We start from the raw sequence: 18,464 nt of genomic DNA on the forward strand, positions 1-18,464 counted from the left end.
AATGGTACGGATAGACTTGGTATGGACAGACTGCTGTTACAGACTACTGTTGCATTGCCGTTGCAGCTAGGACTGGGCTGCCGTTGCCTGGGCGGCATGCAGCTGCTGCTGCGCCAGCTTCCTGTACAGAGCATGCGTGGCCATCAGTTCCTCGTGTGTTCCTTTTCCGGTGATCCGTCCCCCCTCCAGGACGAGGATCTGATCTGCTTCCACCACGGTGGAAAGCCGGTGCGCGATGATCAGCGTGGTTCTGCCTTTCATCAGGTTTCTCAACGCCTGCTGAACGTACATTTCCGATTCGCTGTCCAGATTGGAGGTCGCCTCATCAAGCAAGAGGATTTTGGGGTTCCGGAGCAAAGCTCTCGCGATGGCGATCCGCTGCCTTTGTCCCCCGGACAGTTTGATCCCCCTTTCGCCCACTTCGGTCTCGTACCCATCAGGCAGACGCTCGATGAATTCGGCGGCGTTGGCCAGCTGGGCCGCCCACCTGATTTCCTCCTCATCCACTTCTCTGTCGATTCCATAGCAAATGTTTTCCCGAATCGTCCCCGACATGATCGGGCTATCCTGTGAGACATAACCGATCGCCCTGCGCCAGGTGGTCAGATCGATTTCCTCAATCGGCAAGTGTCCCAGGCGGATTTCTCCTTCAATGGGGGTGTAAAAGCGTTCGATCAATGAAAAGATGGTGGTTTTACCGCCGCCGCTTGGTCCCACGATGGCGACGGTTTCACCTGGCTTGACGGTAAATTCAATCTCCTGGAGGACCGGCTTGCCCTCCTCGTAGAAGAAGCTGACCCGGTCAAAGACCAGCGCTTCGTCGAAGGGGAGAGGCGCTGTCCGCTTTCCGCCCGTTTCACGCGGCAGGGCGAGCAACTGCTGAATTCTTTCGGTGGCGCCCATCGCTTTTTGGAAAGCGGTAAAAAAGGAGGCCATTTGCGTAAAGGGAACGATGATTTGAAACATGTAGATGATGATGGCGACGAGCGATCCGGCCGTCAGCGCCCCTGAAGCGACACGGACGCCGCCGTAGCCGATCAGAATCACCAGGACCAGCATCATGATCGTGGTCATCAGCGGCGAGATGAAGGCCATCACTTTGGCTTCTTTCAGGCCAAAGGCGAAGAGTTGTTGCATGCTTTGCTTTCCGCGTCGTCTTTCAAGGGTCTCGGCGTTGTGGGATTTGACCAGGCGGATGTCGCCCAGGACACGGCCCAGATTGGCGCTGAGGGAGGCCATTTCATCCTGGGTGCGTTTGGAAATCCGGTACATTTGGTTGCCGAGGGGCAGAAGCACCAGGAGGGACAACGGCACCGCAATAAACATGATCAGGGTCATTTGCCAGTCCATGATGAAGAGGAGAATGACCGACCCGATAATGGAGATACTCCCGGATACGAAGCTGATCAGATGATCGGTGATCAGCGTTTTTACCGTGTTGGTATCCTGGGTGATGCGGCTCATCGTTTCCCCGGATTGATGCTTGTCAAAGTAGGGGATGGGCAGGCTCAGGACGTGATTCCACAGCCGTTCCCGGATGTTGCGGACAAAGCTTTCTCCAATATAGGTCATGAAGTAATAGGATAAGCCGCCGGAGACGGTCTGCAGCAAAAAGGCGGCGAGGAGCCACAGCATCATTTGAAGTTCCAGACCGGATGCGGTCATGAGGTCGACAAGCCGTTTGGTAAACAGGGGGACCACCAGCCCCGCTGCGGCTTCAAGCAGACTGAACACAACCGCGATGACGAAGAGCCGCTTAACGGGTTTGCCGATCGTTAACAATTGGAAAAAAGAAGACAGGTTTTTGCCGGTTTTCAACGGGTCATTCGATGGAACATTCAATGGTTCATTCCATGTGTCGTAAGTTTCCATGACGCTCCCTCCTTCACGCAAAGTACATGGCGATGACCTTCGTCCAATGACGTTCATATCCATTATGACACACTTTATCGCCCTTTTTGAATTCAGAGAGAAAAAGAGCGAGGCGACCGCCGGCGGCGCAATTGCCTGTTCAATCATTCTGGGTTTGCGTTATAGTAATAACAAAATACGGTTCCTGCGCTGGTTGGCTGCCCTCATGGCTGCGATGGTGGGCAACCGTTTTGTTTCGTGCGTTCTCAGTAGAATGGGGTGAAAAGGAGGGACGTGGCAGTGAAGATCATCTCGATCGAACCGACCCCGAGTCCCAATGTGATGAAGCTGAATCTGGACGAACATCTTCCGCCCGGCCAGAGGTGGACATTTACGCAGGAAAACCTTGCGGCGGCACCGGAGTTGTTCCGGAAGCTTCTGGCCATTCCCGGCGTGAAGAGCCTGTTCCGCACCGCCGATTTCCTGTCGGTGGAACGCAAAGCGAAAGCCGATTGGCAGGCGATTCTCTCTAAGGTGAGTGAGATTTTCGACGAGATGGCGGATGCGGGGGGAAGGCCGGGCAGTGGCGCACTGCCCGCCCAGGAACCGGATGCAGGCGGAGCATCACTGGAAGCGCCGGCGTCACCGGACGCATCGTCATCACCGGACGCGTCAGCATCACCCGGCGCGCCGGCCGATCCGGATTCATCTGCAACGGGCGGGATGAACGGCGAGGAGGAACGCTGGCGCGAAGTGCAGGTCTATGTCCAGATTTTGATGGGCATTCCCACCCAAGTGAAGCTGGTGGCAGGAAAGGAGGAACGGCGCGTCGCCTTGCCGGAGCGGTTTTTAGCCGCGGCGATGGAGGCTCAGCGCGCTGTCCCGGGCAATGCCATCCTGCAACGGCGGTGGGAAGAGCAGGGCTTGCGTTACGGCAGCCTGGAAGAGGTGGCGGATCAGGTTGTGCAAGAACTGGTGGCTGCCTATGATGAAGCAAGGCTGCGGCAACTGGTGCAGCATGCCCGCCACCCGGAGACGGAGGAGGACACAACAAGCATGACCGCCTCTTCGCTGTCCGAAGCGCTCGCCGATCCCGACTGGAAAAAGCGGTATGCCGCCCTGCAGCGGATGGAGTTGACGGAAGACAAGCTGCCCGTGCTGGTTTCCGCGCTCAAAGACAGCCATCCCTCAATTCGGCGGCTGGCCGTCGCCTATTTGGGGGCGTTGGGCAGCGAGAAGGCGTTGCCGTATCTCATCGATGCCTTGCAGGATCCTTCGGTGGCCATCCGCCGGACGGCGGGTGATGCCTTGTCCGATCTGGGGAGTCCGAAGGCGATTGCAGCGATGACCAAGGCCCTTTTCGATCCCAACAAGCTGGTGCGCTGGCGGGCAGCCCGCTTCCTGTACGAAGTGGGGGATGAGTCGGCTTTGCCCGCGTTGCGGCGTGCGCAGGAAGATCCGGAGTTTGAGGTCCGGATGCAAGTCAAGATGGCCATCGAGCGGATTGAACGCGGCGAGGCGGCCAGCGGCACGGTGTGGCAGCAGATGACGCGCCTCCGCCAGGAACGCGGGAATGGGCAGGACTCCACCCAAACGTTGGAAGAGAAAAAGGAAACACGGGGAAGCGAATGAAGGACAGACAAACAAAGAGCACTGGCGAAAATCGATGGCTGGAACATATGATATAGAAACAAATGAAGCGAACCTGATAAAGCAGAACATAATGAAAAGGGAGGGGGCATGGTTGAGCGGTTTACATCGAGTCCTGGTGGAACAGGTGCAGGACCGATTGAAGCAGGAGACCGGGGCTGCTGTCAGACTGGAGAAGGTGGTTCCTGTTGGAGGAGGCAGTATCAATCAGGCTTACCGTCTGGAGACGACGGCAGGCCCTTTTTTTCTGAAGGTCAGGGAGGATGCGCCGCCGGCTTTTTTCTGCAGGGAGGCGGATGGATTGCGCCGGTTGCGTGAAGCGGGCGCCCAGGTGCCGGAAGTGGTTGCCGTATCGGACCAGGCTGATCCGGGAACGGGAGCGAATCGTGGGGATGGCGCAACGTCCTCGGATGACCAGTACAGGCAGGATGCCGGACGGGATGCCGGGCCGAAAGGCCACGGCGCCTCCTTCCTGATATTGGAATGGATGCCGAGAGGCAGCTGGACGCCGTCCCGGATGCGGGAGTTGGGGCGGCAACTGGCATTGGTCCACCGCAAGACAGAGGAGGCATACGGTCTGGAGGTGGACAACTTTATCGGGCTCCTGCCCCAGTCCAACCGCCGATCCGCCGATTGGCCGGACTTCTACCGGGAACAGCGCCTCGGCGTGCAATGGCGGTTTGCGCTGAAAATGGGAAGGATTGCCCCTTCCTCCTTGCGTGCAAAGCGGTTGGAGCGGTTGCTGGAGAGGCTGGATGAATGGCTGCCTGCCAGGCCGCCCGCTTCGGTGTTGCATGGTGATCTCTGGTCGGGTAACGTGCTGCCGGCAGCGGATGGCCGGAACCTTCTGATCGATCCGGCCGTGTATGCGGGACACCGGGAGGTGGATCTGGCCTTTTCGGAGTATTTTGGCGGGTTTTCCCGGGAGTTTTACGAGGGGTATGAGGAAGTGTATCCGCTGGATTCTGCCTATGAGGATCGGAAGCCGCTTTATCAATTGTACTACATCTTGGTTCACCTGAACCTGTTCGGAGAGGCTTATGGGCCCGCGGTGGATGCCGTGTTGCAAAGGTATGTGGGATAATAACAACATCATTTTCTATAAATGGCAAGGTGCTGTCTCAAATGGCTGAGACAGCTTTTTTGTGGCTGCACACGGTCGTACGTGCGTAGAATATTTCGCTCTTTTTTGTCATATGAGTTTAGATATCTCGCAATCTTTATCTTTTGTTCAGCCAATGAAAAGAGGAGGTGGGACGCGTGTTCATCAGTCAACGGGACAAAATCTGGCTGCTGGTGGCGGTGCTGTGGGCCATTCTCTTTTTGGGCCCAGGACTGCTGCTTTTTAATTTTGATGTCACCGTGTTTGGCATGCCTTTGCTGTGGGTGGGTGCCATTTTCGGATGGCTGACGGGAATCGTTTTGGTGTATGTCGCGGGCTACAAATTGTCCTGCACCAATGTGGAGATTCCGGAAGAACATTATGAAAAACCCTATGAAGTCAGTTCATCCGATGGCTTCAAGGCCTGAGCGGCATTCCAGGCGGAACCAGGCGGAACAACGGGAGAGAAAGGAGTGAAGGCTTGTGGAATCCTTTACCATGTGGCTGCTGGTTGCTGTCATCGTATATTGGTTGTTTTGCATTCTCGTCGGTGTGTTCAGTTACCGCAAAGGGAGCATTGATCCGACGGAGTATTTTCTCGCCGGGCGAAGCCTGGGGCCGATCATTCTGGGATTGTCCATGCTGGCAACGGTTCAGAGTGCCTGGCTGATGCTCGGGCATCAGGGGCAGGCCGGAGCTGTAGGTTTGGCTTATGTGAGCAATTATTCCCATATTATTCTCATGTCGATGGTGGCCCTGTTTTTCTTCGGACAGCAGTGGTTGTTGGGGAAAAAATTTGGTTTTATCACGCCAGGTGAGATGTTTGGCGCCTATTACGGGAATCTGACGCGCATCCTGATGGTCATCCTGGGCGTGCTGTATGTCATCCCATACAGTGCCATGCAGTTGATTGGCGGCGGGACCGTGTTTGAGGTGTTGACCGGAGGGACGATCAACTATACGTTCGGGGCCATCCTGATGTCTGCAGTCGTCGTGATTTACGTCTTCCTCGGAGGGTTGCGGGCCGCGGCCATTACCGACACGTTTCAGGGGACGCTCCTTGTGATCGGGATTTTTGTCCTGGCCGGCGTGGTGCTGGCCCATGTTCCGGGAGGATTTGCCGGGGTTCTGCAGGGCATTCAGGAGTTGCCGCAAAGCTGGCGCCTGCTGCCCGGAGAAAACGGCGGATGGGGATGGCCATTTGTCCTGACGTATGCCATCGCCGTGGTGGGGATTTACACCTCGCCGGTCTACACCATGTGGGCGTTCAGCGCCCGGTCGCCCCGCATCTTTCGCTGGCAACTGCTCGTGATTATGTCCTTGGTTGCAGGTTTTTACTATTTCATCCTCTCTCCGATTATCGGCGGCGGCGGTCGTGTGCTTTTTGGCGCGCTGGAAAATCCAGATTCCCTGACGCCGCTGATCATGGCGGAGTTGATGCCGACCGGCCTGGCCTTGTTGACAGCGATTGCCATCTTTGCCGCGATGAACTCGACGGCAGATGCCTATCTGGCATCCATCAGCTCTCTCCTCTCGCGGGACATTTACAAACCGTACATCAACAAGGAGGCGACGCCCAAACAGCAGGTCAATTTCGGGCGGTTCATGGTGGTACTTGTGGTGGTGATCGGCCTGTTTTTCGCGATGACGACACGGGATGTGATAGCCTTGATTGGCGGCTTGGCCACCTCGTTTGGCTTGCAGACCGTGCCGGCCCTTTTGGGTTTGCTTTACTGGCGCCGCCTGACGCCCGCGGGGGTGAATGCCGGGCTTGTTGCGGGGATGATCACCGTATATTTAACCTATCAAGTGTGGCCTTACCCACTCGGGGTCCATTCGGGAGTCTGGGCGCTGGCGGCCAATTTGTTGGTCGCCTACCTGGTCAGTTTGTTTACGCCACCCGTCCCGGCAGCGAAGCAGCAGCAGTTCCGTGCCGTACTGCAAGAAGGGCAGAGGGTTTACCAAGAGCGGGAGGCAAGGGGCCTGAACAAACTCCGTATCTTTTCAAGGTAATGCGTCAAGGGAATACGGGTCTTTTCAAGGCAAGGCCCGGCTTTCAAGCGCCTTTCTGTTTGAATAGACAGACAGAAAGGCGTTTTTTTGATGATCTTCACGATAGTTGCCGATAAATTGCATTATTTCGGCGAGAGAAGGGGACATTATTCAGGAACGGAGAAAAATCACTGACGTCGTTGGGAGGTCATCGTTTGTGAAAGCACTGGTTTTTCGCGGAGCAGGAAAGATTGAATGGGTGGAGAAAGAAAAGCCGGCTATCCAGGAGCCGACTGATGCCATCGTCAGGATGACAAAAACCACGATTTGTGGAACGGATTTACATATCCTGTCGGGGGATGTGCCGGCAGTCACGGACGGGAGGACGCTGGGGCATGAGGGGGTCGGTGTCGTCGAAGAGGTAGGACAGGGAGTGAAAAACTTCAAGCCCGGGGACAAGGTGCTCATCTCCTGTATCACTTCGTGCGGGCGATGTGACTACTGCAAGAAGGCGATGTACGCCCATTGCATTGACGGCGGCTGGATTCTGGGGCACCTGATCGATGGGACGCAGGCCGAATACGTCCGTATCCGTTATGCCGATACCAGTCTGTACCATTTGCCTGACGGCAGTGATGAAGAGGCCTTGGTCATGTTAAGCGATATTTTGCCGACGGGACTGGAGATTGGCGTGCTCAACGGCCGGGTGTCACCGGGGGACGTGGTAGCCATCGTAGGGGCCGGCCCTGTCGGCATGTCCGCTTTGTTGACGGCGCAATTTTATTCACCTGCAGAAATCATCATGATTGATCTGGATGATTCCAGGTTGGAGATGTCCCGGAAATTTGGCGCTACGAAGACCATCAACAGCTCAGATGGGAATGCCGTGGAGCGCATCATGGAACTGACGGACGGCCGCGGGGTGGATGTGGCGATTGAAGCGGTGGGGATTCCTGCCACGTTTGACTTGTGCCAGCAGATGCTGGCTCCTGGCGGTCGTCTGGCAAATGTTGGCGTGCACGGGAAAAGCGTGGAACTGCGGCTGGAAAAACTCTGGATTCACAATGTCACGATTACCACGGGCCTTGTCAGCACCAGTACCACGCCGATGCTGCTCAAAACGGTGCAAGCCAACCGTTTGCAACCTTCACGGCTCATTACGCATCGTTTTCCATTAAGCGAAATCATGAAAGCTTACGAGGTGTTCAAGAACGCGGGAAAAGAGCATGCCCTGAAAGTGATCTTGTACAATGACTGATTTTGGACGACCGTCATTGTTCGACCATCATTGTTCTCAGGAACATCCCGGCTCACATCCTCCTGTGGTACGGGATGTTTTTCCTTTTACGGCTTCTTTTTTCTTCATCATCCAGATATAATTTTAAAAAGATGAGTGATTGAACATTCATTCAGTGCGATGAAATCAATCAAGTACACAGTCAATCAAGTACACAGACAGGAATCCAGTGTGCCAAAAAAAAACAGAAATGGAAGGAGCGGAGGGACCAGATGATGAATCCGAAGATCATCGCAAAGGCGGTCGGCGCAATGGCCAGCGGGGATATGATGAAGCTGATGGAGCTGATTCCGATTGAACGCTCGCGGAAAGAGGAGTGGCTGGTCATGGGGGTGCCCATCCTGCCGATTCTGATGAATCCGCTAGGGATCGTGCACGGCGGCGTGACGGCGTTTATTCTGGATTCGGCAATGGGTTGGAGTGTCGCGGATGCGACGGGAAAACAGGTGGTCACGGTACAGATGAATGTGCACTACCTGGCGCCCGGTAAAGGAAAGAAATTACACGTCTACGCACGACCGACGCATCTAGGAAAGCAAACCGCCGTCGCGGAAGCTTACATTGAAAATGACGAGGGAAAACGAATCGCACAGGCCACCGGCACCTTTTTTTACACGGGAGAGCCTGCCATCCCGTTTGAAGAAACGAAGTAGTGGGGGCGGAAAGGACCGCCCCTTTTCATATTTTAATGATAAACTTGTAGGAAGACGCGCAAACAAATGGGGAGACGAGTGAAAGATATCGGATGGAGGAGGCGTCTATCAATATGATGACAAGGATGACGACAAAGGCGGCGAAAGATCGCGCGTGGGTGGACCTCAACTGTGATATGGGCGAGAGTTTCGGCATATACCGGATTGGGATGGATGAGGAGGTCATGCCGCTCATTACTTCCGCGAATGTGGCCTGCGGCTTTCACGGCGGGGATCCGGACGTGATGGCGCGGACGGTGGAACTGGCCAAAAAACACGGTGTCGGCGTGGGAGCCCATGTCAGCTTTCCCGGCCGGCTGGGCTTTGGCCGTTGGGAAATGGATATCCCTCGGGATACGCTGGTCAACCTGATTGTATACCAGATCGGAGCGCTGCAGGCCTTCTGTGTCCGTGCCGGCGTACCCCTGCAGCACGTCAAGCCGCATGGCAGTCTGAACAACATGGCGGATCGGGATCGTGAGGTGGCGAAGGCGATTGTACAGGCTTGCCTGGCTGTTGTTCCCGAGGCGCCTCTTTTTGTCAAGCCGGGCTCAGCCCTGCACGAGGAGGCGGTGGCCGCAGGGGTGCCGGTGATCATGGAAGTGTATGCGGACCGGCAATATCACCGGGATGGAACGCTGGTGTCGCGGCGAAAGCCAAACGCTCTGATTGAGGATCCGAAGGCGGCGGCAGAGCGGATGGTGAAACTGGTGACCACAGGGAGTCTGGCGACCGTGGAGGGAGAGACGATTTCCCTGCCTGCCCAGTCCATTTGTGTGCATGGGGATACCCCACAGGCGCCGTCGATGATTCGTCTGCTGCGGGAGGCGCTGCTGGAGGCCGGCATTCAGATTGCTCCCGTCTCGCTTTGGCCCTGATGGAAGATGTGAAGGAACAAGTGAAGGATGATGTGAGGACGGACACATGAGGGATACAGGGTTGAAGTTGTTGCCGTATGGGGATCACGTGCTCTTGATCTGGTGGGCGGCCAGGGATTCTGCTCCCGATGAGGCCACGTTTCAGAAGATCGATGCCTTGGCGCGGCGCATCCGCGCCGCCCGGATTCCCGGTGTCATGCAGGTGTTTCCGGCCTTTGACAGTCTGGCGGTGATCTACGATCCGGTTCGCCTGACCTATGATGAACTGGCCAAGCGCATTGCCGAACTGGACGGCGGGGAAGAGGCCGGGGAGGCCGAGGAACAGCCCTTGATCGAAGTTCCGACCGTCTACGGGGGGGAATATGGCCCTGATTTGCCATCGGTGGCCCGGGCCGCCGGATTGACGGAAGACGAGGTGGTGCGTTTGCATAGCGGGAAGGAGTACCGGGTATGGATGGTCGGCTTCTTGTCCGGCTTTCCCTATGCGGGGCAGCTGGATGCAAGACTGGTGCTGCCCCGGAAGGCCTCTCCCAGCCTTTCCATACGCCCTGGTTCGGTGGCCATCGCCGAGAAGATGACAGGGATCTACCCCCTCGCCTCGCCGGGCGGGTGGCATGTGATTGGCTGGACGCCGCTGACCATCTTTGATTTGAAGCGGGAACCGCCAGGCCTGTTTCAAGCGGGGTACCGGCTTCGTTTCCGGGCGATTCGGGAGTCGGAAGTGGCTTTTTACTCGGAAGCGGCTTTTCACAGGGAGAAAGGAAGAGGAAAATGAAGGACGGGTTGCGGGCGGACAGGATGCGTTTCGGTTCCGGGCAAGCATACCTGGAGGTGGATAGGCCGGGGCTTTTGACAACCGTACAGGATGGCGGGCGTAAGAATAAGCAGGTGTACGGGGTGTCCCTTTCCGGGGCGATGGATCGTTTCGCCATGCGCGTGGCCAACCTGTTGGTGGGCAATCCCGAGGAGGCGCCTGTGCTGGAATTTACATTCACAGGGCCCACCTTGCGTTTTGCCTGTGATCAGGTGATCGCCATCACAGGGGGAGATTTTACGCCGATGGTGGATGGCCGGCCTGTGCCGCAATGGCAGTCGCTGCCGATTGCGGCTGGCTCAGAGCTTTCTCTGGGAAGGTGCCGCAGCGGCGCCCGGGGATATTTGGCGGTGGCAGGCGGGATTCAGGTGCCGCCTGTGATGGGCAGCGCCTCTACTTTCTTGCGCGGAGGGTATGGCGGGCTGGAGGGAAGGCCGTTGAAAGCGGCCGACCGGCTTCCTGTGGCTGACCTCGGCCCGATGCTGAATCGCTTGGAACGTCGTTTGGCACGGCGCCGTCTTGCCCCTTGGATGATCCCTGATTACGGGCAGTTGCGGCCAGTGAGAGTGATCCCTGGGCCCCATCAGGAGGCCTTTTTGCCAGAGGCTTTGGAGCGTTTTTGGACGAGCGGCTTTCGCATTTCCCCCGCTTCGGACCGGATGGGCTACCGCCTGAGTGGCCCGGTTATAAAACACCGGGGGCGGGCAGATATTTTGTCCACGTATATTTTTCCCGGGGCGATTCAGGTGCCGGCGGATGGCCAGCCGATCGTGCTGATGGCCGACTGTCAGGTGACAGGTGGCTATACGGTGATTGGTGCGGTGGCAGGTGTGGATTTGCCTTACCTTGCCCAGCGAAAGCCCGGGGATGTTCTTCATTTTAGGCCGGTTTCAGTAGCAGAAGCGCAACGGTTGTGGAGAGATCAAGAGGCGTTTTTCAAGCGGTTGCGGGCGGCGGCTTGTTTTTAGTGGAACGTACATACCCTAAAAAAACATCGTGGTTCGAACAGTATAATTACAGAATGATTACAGAATGATTACAAACCCTTCCATTTTTCGCCATTCCTTTGGACAAATATGTGGAGGTTTGGACTACTTTGCGGGATTGCCAAATAAAAATGAGAGAGAGAGAAACCAATTGGGGGTTTTACTATGGGGATTGGACTGTCGTTGACGGCCATCCTGTATTCGCCTATTACTAGCATGCTATGGTTGATCGGGATAGGAGTGTATTGCCTCTTACACCTTCGTGAGGTCAGGTTGGAACCTTACAGCGTCGGCTTGATGCTGCTGACCATGTGGAGTTTCAGTGTCGCGGTCTTTTATGAAAGTTGGGTGAGTTTTGCAGCCTCCTTTGTCCTCGGTTTCTTTTTCCTGTTCCATCAATGGATGCTGGCGCGTGAATGGACGCGTGAGGAAATGGAGCGATGGATGACGCTGCTGTTTCATTACGGCACCGGGACAGCCCTGATTGGCTGGCTGCAGCAGATGGGTCAACTGCCTACTGAGCCGGGCTGGTTTACCTGGCTGATGGGCTGGGCTCCCTTTGTTCCCCTTTCGGAGGAACGGATCTCGGGCAGTTTTAACAATCCCAACTTCGCGGCCTGTTGGTATGCGGTGTTGCTGGTGCTGGGCATGTGGGTGTGGGAACGCTCCGCCCGTTCACGGCGCGTTTTGGTCGCGCTGGAGATGCTGCTTTTGCTCGGCGCGCTGTATTTTACCGGATCGCGCGGCGGGATGTTCGGATGGCTGGCCGGCACATTTTTCTATTTGTTTATCCGGTACCGGCGAGCGGCTTTGCCCTTCCTGACAGGCGCCATGGCCATCCTTTTGACGTTATGTTTTTTCAAGATAGACTGGTTGCCCAGAGGGGAATTGATCTGGAAATCGCTGGATACGCGGCTGGAGATTTGGCGTACAGGATTGGAGTTGTTCATTGACAAGCCCCTGACCGGGATTGGCCTGGCGAACATGTGGTTTGTGGAACCGTGGCTGAGATTGTACCCGGATCCTCTGCCGCATGCTCACAACACCCTTTTATCGATTGCTGTGGAATTGGGCATTGTGGGACTGGGACTGTTCTTGTGGATGCAGGTTTTCGTCATCAAAGGGCTGTTCCAGCTGATGGCTGAAAAGCACATCTTTGCCCCGCTTTTTGCCGGTGTCTTTGTTGTCCTGGCGACGCAGGGGCTGGTGGATCACCCGATGTTCTTGCCTCAGGTGGCTGTGATCTTTTTCGGCATGAGCGGCATGATTCTTCAGTTGACCACTGCTGAAGCGCCGGCACAACCCAAACCTGTTCTCCAGCCGCATCTTGAGTACCGGTTGTTCCGCCACCAACAGCGCCATCAGCGGTTGCGTGTATGAGGGTGTTATAGACAACGGCTCCGTTTTCAGCTATACTAGGCTCAACAACATTCGTCGATGTTGTAGGACAACTGAATGCCAGGTAACATGGTGATTGGACCTTCGGGGCAGGGTGAAATTCCCGACCGGCGGTGATGGTGCCTCAAAAGAGAGCGCCTCAGTCCGTGACCCGCGCAAGCGGTGGATTCGGTGAGATTCCGAAACCGACAGTATAGTCTGGATGGGAGAAGGGATGACCAAACACCATGGCCTCTGAATGCCTGCATGTGCGCATTCCCGGGAAGGAGTGCACGCCAAGGCGGATACACCTTGGCTTCCCGGCGGCGCGAGAGACCGCAGCTGTTTTCTGTCTCCGCAACGCCGGCGGAGATGCCAAGCCAGGGAGATGGTGTGCCTTCTTGTGGCCTTAGCGGTTATTGAGAAACGAACACATGTGCGGACGATCAGAGCGCCATGATCATTTTGCTCATCGATGCAACGCCCCGTCGAAGGTACGGGGCTTTTTTGATCGATAAAAGCGGTAAAGGGAGATGAATGGATGCAGGATGCCGAATGGATGAGGTTTGCGCTGCAATTGGCGGCGGCTGCGCTGGGGCAGACCTCTCCAAACCCGGTGGTGGGTGCGGTCGTCGTGCGGGACGGCGAACTTGTCGGGATGGGGGCTCACTTGCGGGCAGGAGAGCCCCACGCGGAGGTCCACGCGCTGCGGATGGCTGGTGAGAAAGCGGCCGGCGCGGTGCTGTATGTGACATTGGAGCCCTGCAACCATTACGGAAAAACCCCGCCATGCACGGAACAGATTATCGCGGCCGGGATCCGGAAAGTGGTGGTCGCATGCCGCGACCCCAATCCGCTCGTGCAAGGTTCGGGGATTGCGCGGCTGAAAAGCGCCGGCCTGGAGGTTGTGGTGGGAGTCTGCGAAGAGGAGGCGCGACGCCTCAATCGCTTCTTTTTCAAGTGGGCAGAGACGGGACGGCCCTTTGTGACCGTGAAGACGGCCGCCACGCTGGACGGAAAACTGGCCGCATACACGGGAGACAGCCGCTGGGTGACAGGAGAGGCGGCCCGCCGGCAGGTGCACCGGATGCGCAGAGAGCACGATGCGGTGATGGTGGGAATCAATACCGTGCTGCAGGATGATCCGCAGTTGACCGTACGGTTTGATCAAGGAAACAAGCAGCCGTTGCGGGTGGTGGTGGACTCGCAGTTGCGCTTGCCGCTGGATTGCCGCCTGGTGCGCGATGGCCAGGCGCCGACGCTCATCTTTACGACGGCCGGCTCGCCGGAGGAAAAGCGCGCCCGATTGCAGGAGCTGGGCGTTGAGGTGGCCGTCGTGCCGGCTGTACCATCGCCGGACGGCAAGTCCGGGGAGCCCTCCATGCGGGTGGAGCTGGCAGCGGCGATGAAAGAGCTTGGCAAGCGCGGCGTGACCTCCGTCCTGGCGGAAGGCGGCGGCACGCTCAATTTTGCGCTGTTGGAGCGCCGGCTGGTAGATCAGGTGGTGGCCTTTATCGCGCCGAAATTGATCGGCGGCCGCCAGGCGCCGACACCCTTTGACGGCACGGGGTGGCCTGAGATGGCTGCGGCGGTGCGCCTGATGGATGTGCGAATGGAGCAGGTTGGCGAGGATTTTTGCCTGATTGGAACACCTGTTTACACCCATGACGTGGCACCATAGGTTGCGCCATGGTTTTGAGGAAAGGGGGCGTGCGGATGTTTACGGGAATTATTGAGGAGATCGGCAAGGTGACATCCATCCGGCGGCAGGGTTCCCAGGCCATGCAGCTGGCCATCGGCGCCAAAAAGGTGCTTGAGAAGGTGCAGCTGGGCGACAGCATTGCCGTCAACGGCGTCTGCCTGACGGTCACCCGCTATGAGCCGGGGCAGTGGTTTGAGGTGGACGTGATGCCGGAGACGATGAAAAGCACCAATCTGGGCCAGTTGCAGCCGGGATCTCCCGTGAACCTGGAACGGGCGATGACGCCCGAAAGCCGTTTCGGAGGGCATTTCGTCAGCGGTCATGTGGACGCCACAGGCCGGGTGGTCCGCCGTGACGCGATCGCCAATGCGGTTCTTTTTGAATTTGCGGCGCCAGAATCGTTTCTCAAGCAACTGGTGCCCAAGGGATCGGTGGCGGTGGACGGCATCAGCCTGACCGTGGTGGATGTCAAGGCGGATCGTTTTGGCGTTTCGATCATCCCGCACACACTGGAGCAGACGATCCTCCAGTTCAAACGGGTCGGTGACACGGTCAACCTGGAGGCGGACATGTTGGGCAAGTATGTCCGGCACTACTTGGAGCAAAGCGGTTACCTGGAAACGCGCCAGACATTGAGCCCGTCCTACCTGCAGGAGAAGGGGTTCTTGTGATTCGGTGCGCTTCGCGATGAAGGGGGGAACATCATGAGCGGGATGCTGGATTCGATTCCATCTGCGGTGGAGGCGTTGAAAGAGGGGCAAATCATCCTGGTCGTGGATGACGAAAACAGGGAGAATGAAGGGGATTTGGTGGCGCTGGCGGAGAAGGCGACACCAGAAGTGATCAACTTCATGATCACGCACGGCAAGGGGCTGGTTTGCACACCGATTACGGAAGAGCGAGCGGCTGAATTGCAATTGCCACCCATGGTGGATCACAATACCGATCCGCATGGAACGGCCTTTACCATCTCCGTGGATCACCGTTCGACGACGACGGGCATTTCCGCCCACGAGCGGGCCGCGACAATTCAGGCGCTCATCGACCCGTCCAGCAAGCCGAGCGATTTTCGCAGGCCGGGCCATGTTTTTCCGTTGATCGCCCGAAAAGGCGGGGTGTTGCGCCGGGCCGGCCACACGGAGGCAGCGGTGGATTTGGCCATTTTGGCGGGAAGTTACCCTGCCGGTGTGATTTGCGAGGTGGTGAAAGAGGACGGGACGATGGCCCGTTTGCCGGAATTGCTGGAAATGGCCAAGCGGCACGGATTGAAGATCATCTCGATTGCCGATCTGATTGAATACCGGAAACGCCGGGAGACACTGATCAAGCGGGAAGTGGAGGTGACGATCCCGACCGATTACGGGGACTTTCTGGCAGTCGGCTATTCGAATCGTGTCGATGACAAGGAACATCTGGCGCTTGTCAAGGGGGAGATCCATCCCGACGAGCCCGTTTTGGTCCGGGTCCACTCGGAGTGCCTGACGGGGGATGTGTTTGGTTCCCAGCGCTGTGACTGCGGGCCGCAGCTGCATGCCGCCCTGCGGCAGATCAGCGAGGCGGGGAGGGGCGTCCTGCTTTACATGCGGCAAGAAGGCCGTGGAATCGGTTTGCTGAACAAGCTGCGGGCATACCAGTTGCAGGATCAGGGGCTGGACACAGTGGAGGCAAACGAAAAGCTGGGTTTTCCCGCTGATCTGAGGGATTACGGCATCGGCGCGCAGATCCTGCGCGATCTCGGCGTGCGGAAGATGCGCCTTTTGACGAACAACCCGAAAAAACTTCACGGGTTGCAAGGGTATGGCCTGGAAGTGGTGGAACAGGTGCCGATCGAGATCCCGCCGACGGCAGCCAATTATCAGTACCTGAAGGCCAAGAAGTACAAGATGGGCCACCTGCTCCATTTGTAGACTCACTTCATTTACAGACTTGCTTGTCGATGAGCGAGTACCGTTTCCGACGAATCAGGGGGTTGGAATGAGATGGCAAAAGTATGGGAAGGCATGTTGACAGGCCAGGGGTTGCGGATCGGTATTGTCGTCAGCCGGTTCAACACGTTCATCACGGAAAAATTGCTGGAAGGGGCGCTGGATGCCTGCCGGCGTCATGGGGTATCGGAAGAGGATGTGGAGGTGGCCTGGGTTCCCGGTGCCTATGAAATTCCCTTTATGGCCCGGAAAATGGTCGAGAGTGGCCGCTTTGACGCAGTGGTGACGCTGGGGGCGGTGATCCGTGGGGCGACACCGCACTTTGACTATGTGGCCAATGAGGTGGCCAAAGGGGTCGGCCATCTGGCGTTGAACGGCGAGGTTCCGGTGATCTTTGGCGTGCTGACCACGGACACGATTGAGCAAGCTGTCGAGCGGGCGGGAACGAAAGCCGGCAACAAAGGCTGGGATGCGGCGGTTTCGGCCATTGAGATGGCCAATCTCAACAGGCAGTTTGCGTGAATTCAGGCTCATGTTGCATGCGTGCCTGCCGGAAGATGCGCCATCCCGAACCATGATGGTTCGGGATGGCTATTTTTCTGTCCATTCGACAGTGGCCGGTACCTCGTGAAGCTTTGCATCCGGGATGGAGAGGACAATCATCGGATAGGTGAGCACTTCGGCGACGATATCACCGGGGCCCGGTCCCTTGAGCTGGGCGATGACTTGCAACTGTTCCCCATTGTAAGTGATTTCCTTTATTTCGATGGCGTAGCCGGCTGACGGTTTTTCGCCGGCTGTAACCACAAGGTACGTTTTGTCGTTTTCAGTCACCCAATAGGCACCGGCCGGCCGGGATTGCAACTCACCCAGTTTCTCCAGTTGTACGTCCTCCACTTTGAATTCTACCGGGACGGACCCTGCCCCGTCTTCCTTGCCGCTGCTGCCCGAATTTGCGCTTGAAGTGCCGCAGGCGCTTAAGACCATGATCAAGCAGCCGAGAAGGAAAATCATGCGCATGGATGGGGAGGTCCGAAAGAACAGACGGGACAACGAAACCACCTCCGGAAGTCGTGATGGATAAAATTTCATTTAAAAATAAAGACGTTTTTTTGTGACAAGTGGTTTCGCCGTCCTTCCGGCGCGCCGGACAGAAACTCGCGAAAAGCTTGTTCGTAGCCCGAAACCATTTGCTCCAGCGTGAACATCTCTTCCACCCAGCGGCGGCAGTCCTGTCGCCGGAGGGTGGACAGCTTTCCGATCTGGCGGACTGCCTCGTCCACGCTGGAGACGACAAACCCGGTTTTCCCGTGTTGGACAACTTCCGGCACCGATCCGAGGCCAAAGCCGATGACCGGGGTTCCGCAGGCCATCGCTTCCGCCATCACGAGGCCAAACGGCTCAGGTGCCCGGACCAGATGCAACAAGGCGAGGGCGCCGCCCATCAGGCGGTTGCGTTCCACAGGTCCGACCTCTCCCACGAATTGGATCTGTTTGCCGTCAATCCAGGGACGGATTTTGGCCGAAAAAAACTCCTCTTGCCCTTGGGGCACAATGCCGGCGATGATTAACGGCAATCCGGATTTCCGCGCCACTTCAATGGCCAGGTCGGTTCCCTTGTCTGGGCAGATGCGGCCGATGAAAAGCAGGTATTCCCCTGTTTGCCCGACAAAGTCAAATTCCTCCAGGCGAATGCCGTTGTATACGTTGGCGATGTAATTCAGCTCCGGACATCCCTGCCGCTCCGCGTGGCTGATGGAGATGTAGGGCAGTTCGGGATAGTGCCGGTATGCGACCCGGGAGTCAGCTTCCAACAAGGCTGCCCCGTGCAGCGTCGTGACCATCGGCGTGCGGATGAGACGCGCAAAGGGCAAGGGGAAGTAGTTCATGTGATTGTGGAGCAGATCCAGTTCGAGCTTGTCGGCCATCTCCAGCGCGTGGCCGATGTGGATCATCTCCCAGGGACGGGAGGGCCGTTCCGGATGCTCCCCCAGCGGCTCCGGGCAGACGGAGACCAGCTTGGCCCGGGTAGCGGAATCTCCGGTGGCGAAGAGATATACCTCATGTCCCCGTTCAACCAGGCCATCGGCAAGATTGGCGCAAACCTGTTCCCAGGGGCCGTATTTTCGCGGCGGCGTCCGCCAGGCGATGGGTGCCAGAATCCCGATACGCAACGGTTCGATCACCTCCGCAGGATT

General features: G+C 57.3%; 18 protein-coding genes and 1 other annotated feature. Of the genes, 15 read left to right on the plus strand and 3 right to left on the minus strand.

Annotation, left to right across the window (positions count from 1 at the left end):
• Nucleotides 1–66: 66 nt before the first annotated feature.
• Nucleotides 67–1,818, minus strand: a complete 1,752-nt coding sequence (locus BAA01_01305) for a multidrug ABC transporter permease (GenBank protein OUM86147.1) — start codon at nt 1,816–1,818, stop codon at nt 67–69.
• 100 nt (nt 1,819–1,918) lie between these two features.
• On the opposite strand from BAA01_01305, the gene BAA01_01310 reads away from it, so the two are divergent.
• From BAA01_01310 to BAA01_01380, 15 genes are all read left to right on the plus strand, one after another.
• Entirely contained in the window at nt 1,919–2,134 is a 216-nt protein-coding gene (locus BAA01_01310) for a hypothetical protein (GenBank protein ID OUM86025.1), read from the plus strand.
• A 17-nt stretch (nt 2,135–2,151) separates the two neighbouring features.
• Complete coding sequence (locus BAA01_01315; GenBank protein ID OUM86026.1) at nt 2,152–3,483, plus strand: hypothetical protein; 1,332 nt, start codon at nt 2,152–2,154, stop codon at nt 3,481–3,483.
• 136 nt (nt 3,484–3,619) lie between these two features.
• Nucleotides 3,620–4,585 carry a hypothetical protein gene (locus BAA01_01320; protein ID OUM86148.1) on the plus strand — a complete coding sequence of 322 codons (966 nt, stop codon included), beginning with the start codon at nt 3,620–3,622 and terminating at the stop codon, nt 4,583–4,585.
• Nucleotides 4,586–4,761: 176 nt separating this feature from the next.
• The gene (locus BAA01_01325; protein ID OUM86027.1) at nt 4,762–5,031 is read left to right on the plus strand and encodes a hypothetical protein; all 270 of its coding nucleotides are present in this window, start codon (nt 4,762–4,764) and stop codon (nt 5,029–5,031) included.
• Between the two features lie 55 nt (nt 5,032–5,086).
• A complete protein-coding gene (locus tag BAA01_01330; GenBank protein OUM86028.1) occupies nt 5,087–6,616 on the plus strand; it encodes a hypothetical protein in 1,530 nt (509 codons plus the stop codon).
• Nucleotides 6,617–6,812: 196 nt separating this feature from the next.
• On the plus strand, nt 6,813–7,853 hold the full coding sequence (locus BAA01_01335) for an alcohol dehydrogenase (protein OUM86029.1): 1,041 nt from the start codon (nt 6,813–6,815) through the stop codon (nt 7,851–7,853).
• Nucleotides 7,854–8,104: 251 nt separating this feature from the next.
• A complete protein-coding gene (locus BAA01_01340) occupies nt 8,105–8,545 on the plus strand; it encodes a hypothetical protein (GenBank protein ID OUM86030.1) in 441 nt (146 codons plus the stop codon).
• Between the two features lie 125 nt (nt 8,546–8,670).
• Nucleotides 8,671–9,462: a lactam utilization protein LamB gene (locus BAA01_01345; GenBank protein OUM86149.1), complete on the plus strand. Its 792-nt coding sequence runs from the start codon at nt 8,671–8,673 to the stop codon at nt 9,460–9,462.
• 61 nt (nt 9,463–9,523) lie between these two features.
• Nucleotides 9,524–10,237, plus strand: coding sequence for a hypothetical protein (locus BAA01_01350; GenBank protein OUM86150.1), 714 nt, complete (start codon nt 9,524–9,526; stop codon nt 10,235–10,237).
• Between the two features lie 23 nt (nt 10,238–10,260).
• The gene (locus tag BAA01_01355) at nt 10,261–11,244 is read left to right on the plus strand and encodes a hypothetical protein (protein OUM86151.1); all 984 of its coding nucleotides are present in this window, start codon (nt 10,261–10,263) and stop codon (nt 11,242–11,244) included.
• Nucleotides 11,245–11,535: 291 nt separating this feature from the next.
• Nucleotides 11,536–12,642 (plus strand): hypothetical protein, encoded by a 1,107-nt coding sequence (locus BAA01_01360; protein OUM86031.1) that lies wholly within the window; start codon nt 11,536–11,538, stop codon nt 12,640–12,642.
• Nucleotides 12,643–12,736: 94 nt separating this feature from the next.
• Nucleotides 12,737–12,878, plus strand: a binding site (FMN riboswitch).
• 302 nt (nt 12,879–13,180) lie between these two features.
• Nucleotides 13,181–14,320, plus strand: a complete 1,140-nt coding sequence (locus BAA01_01365) for a riboflavin biosynthesis protein RibD (protein ID OUM86032.1) — start codon at nt 13,181–13,183, stop codon at nt 14,318–14,320.
• A gap of 35 nt (nt 14,321–14,355) precedes the next feature.
• Complete coding sequence (locus tag BAA01_01370; GenBank protein ID OUM86033.1) at nt 14,356–15,012, plus strand: riboflavin synthase subunit alpha; 657 nt, start codon at nt 14,356–14,358, stop codon at nt 15,010–15,012.
• 42 nt (nt 15,013–15,054) lie between these two features.
• On the plus strand, nt 15,055–16,248 hold the full coding sequence (locus BAA01_01375; protein ID OUM86152.1) for a bifunctional 3,4-dihydroxy-2-butanone 4-phosphate synthase/GTP cyclohydrolase II: 1,194 nt from the start codon (nt 15,055–15,057) through the stop codon (nt 16,246–16,248).
• A gap of 72 nt (nt 16,249–16,320) precedes the next feature.
• Nucleotides 16,321–16,788, plus strand: coding sequence for a 6,7-dimethyl-8-ribityllumazine synthase (locus tag BAA01_01380; GenBank protein ID OUM86034.1), 468 nt, complete (start codon nt 16,321–16,323; stop codon nt 16,786–16,788).
• A gap of 69 nt (nt 16,789–16,857) precedes the next feature.
• Here BAA01_01380 and BAA01_01385 read toward each other — a convergent pair whose 3' ends face one another.
• Together BAA01_01385 and BAA01_01390 are read right to left on the minus strand one after the other, a co-directional pair.
• Nucleotides 16,858–17,319, minus strand: a complete 462-nt coding sequence (locus BAA01_01385) for a hypothetical protein (protein ID OUM86035.1) — start codon at nt 17,317–17,319, stop codon at nt 16,858–16,860.
• 35 nt (nt 17,320–17,354) lie between these two features.
• Nucleotides 17,355–18,440 (minus strand): hypothetical protein, encoded by a 1,086-nt coding sequence (locus tag BAA01_01390; protein ID OUM86036.1) that lies wholly within the window; start codon nt 18,438–18,440, stop codon nt 17,355–17,357.
• Between the last annotated feature and the right edge of the window lie 24 nt (nt 18,441–18,464).

Source organism: Bacillus thermozeamaize (genome assembly GCA_002159075.1).
Taxonomy (GTDB): domain Bacteria; phylum Bacillota; class Bacilli; order ZCTH02-B2; family ZCTH02-B2; genus Bacillus_BB; species Bacillus_BB thermozeamaize.

What these genes read in the sequence shown, in the direction of transcription:
- BAA01_01310 (OUM86025.1), top strand. Translation starts at nt 1,919, where the DNA reads ATGACGTTCATATCCATTATGACACACTTTATCGCCCTTTTTGAATTC.
- BAA01_01340 (OUM86030.1), top strand. Translation starts at nt 8,105, where the DNA reads ATGATGAATCCGAAGATCATCGCAAAGGCGGTCGGCGCAATGGCCAGC.
- BAA01_01345 (OUM86149.1), top strand. Translation starts at nt 8,671, where the DNA reads ATGACGACAAAGGCGGCGAAAGATCGCGCGTGGGTGGACCTCAACTGT.
- BAA01_01355 (OUM86151.1), top strand. Translation starts at nt 10,261, where the DNA reads ATGCGTTTCGGTTCCGGGCAAGCATACCTGGAGGTGGATAGGCCGGGG.
- BAA01_01365 (OUM86032.1), top strand. Translation starts at nt 13,181, where the DNA reads ATGCAGGATGCCGAATGGATGAGGTTTGCGCTGCAATTGGCGGCGGCT.
- BAA01_01370 (OUM86033.1), top strand. Translation starts at nt 14,356, where the DNA reads ATGTTTACGGGAATTATTGAGGAGATCGGCAAGGTGACATCCATCCGG.
- BAA01_01375 (OUM86152.1), top strand. Translation starts at nt 15,055, where the DNA reads ATGCTGGATTCGATTCCATCTGCGGTGGAGGCGTTGAAAGAGGGGCAA.
- BAA01_01380 (OUM86034.1), top strand. Translation starts at nt 16,321, where the DNA reads ATGGCAAAAGTATGGGAAGGCATGTTGACAGGCCAGGGGTTGCGGATC.